We start from the raw sequence: 1,611 nt of genomic DNA on the forward strand, positions 1-1,611 counted from the left end.
GCTATCCCCGCCCGGCGATGCCCGCTTCCACCAGGCAGGCTTTGAGCACACCGAACGCATCCTGGCACTGGCGCTCATCCACGCAGGCGTAACCGAGCAGCAGACCGCGTCGCTCCTGCGGATGCATATAGTATTGCGACAGCGGCCGCACCTTCACGCCGCGTCGTAGCGCCAGCGCGGCAATCGCCACATCATCACAGCCCGCGGGCAGATTCAGCACCAGATGCAGCCCGGCTTCATGATTGACCACCGGCATAAAGGCCGCGCCCAGGTAGCGCTCAATCAGCGTCATCATAAAGCGCCGGCGCTGACTGTAGAGTTTGCGCATGCGCCGGATGTGCGTCATGTAGTGGCCTTTCAGAATAAACTCCGCCAGCGCGCGCTGTACCAGCAAATGGCCGCCGCGGTAGAGTTCGGCCGCCGCCACGCGCAGCGGCTGCGCCAGCGCTTTTGGCACCACCAGATAGCCTAGACGCAGCGCGGGATAGAGCGTTTTACTGAAGGTGCCCATATAGATCACCGGCGCATCCGGTTCAAAGCCCTGCAGTGAGGGAAATGGCTGGCCGGCGAAGCGAAATTCGCTGTCATAGTCATCTTCCACCAGCCAGCTTTTATGTTTGCGCGCCAGGTCGAGCAGCTGTCTGCGCCGCTCCAGACTGAGATGCACACCCAGCGGATACTGGTGTGACGGTGTCACAAAAATCATCTTCGGCGCTTTGCTGCGCGGTGCCAGCTCCGGGATAATGCCCTGTTCATCCACCGCTTTGGCCTGAATTTTTAGCCCGTTAATGCGTAACAGGTTGCGCGTGCCCCAGTAGCCTGGCTCCTCGATCCACACCGGATCGCCCGCGTCGCACAGCACGCGCGTCACCAGATCCACCGCCTGATGAATGCCTTCGGTAATGATGATTTGATCGGCGTCGGCACGCACCGAGCGCGCTACGCTGAGATACTCAGCCAGCGCCTGGCGCAGCTGCGGGCAGCCGCCGTTGCTGCTGTAAATCAGCCGCTCGATGTCGGGTTCGCGATTCAGGCGCGACTGAATCTGGCTAAACAACTTATGCGGAAACTCACGCACATCCGGCGCGCCGGGCACAAACGCACCCCACTGATAAGGCGAGGCATTGGCGTGACCGAGCAGCGTGGCGCCGCGTTTTGAAATCGCCGCCGGTTTACTCATCAGGGGTTCACTGAGCGGCAGCGCTGGCGCGCTGTTGAGGCACCCTTCCGGCAGGTTTTCTGCAATCCAGGTGCCGCTGCCGGTGCGCGCGCTGACATATCCCTGCGCGACCAGATTTTCATAAACGTTTAGCACCGTATTACGCGACACCGCCAGCTCGCGCGCTAAATCACGCGTCGCCGGCAGGCGTGAGCCGCGCGGGAAAATGCCCTCTACAATCGCCGCCTGCATGCAGTGCAGCAGGCGCTGCTGCAGCGTGCCTTCCGCGACAAACTGTAGTCGTTCCAATACATGATCGGCGTACAAACTCCGCAATTGGCTCCATCCTTCTCAGTGAAATTGGCTCTGGCAACCGCGCTCAGTGCAGGCATAAATAAGCGTGTTTGTCGTGATTTGTAAAGACGCTTATCGCTAAGGAAAGGTTATGGAAG

Annotated in this window: 1 protein-coding gene; it reads right to left on the reverse strand. The window is 60.3% G+C overall.

The window, feature by feature from the left end:
- Nucleotide 1: 1 nt before the first annotated feature.
- Complete coding sequence (locus tag FT726_RS27185; RefSeq protein ID WP_282996333.1) at nt 2-1,495, reverse strand: PLP-dependent aminotransferase family protein; 1,494 nt, start codon at nt 1,493-1,495, stop codon at nt 2-4.
- Nucleotides 1,496-1,611: the final 116 nt, after the last annotated feature.

The organism is Pantoea sp. Morm (genome assembly GCF_016643525.1).
Lineage (GTDB): Bacteria > Pseudomonadota > Gammaproteobacteria > Enterobacterales > Enterobacteriaceae > Pantoea > Pantoea dispersa.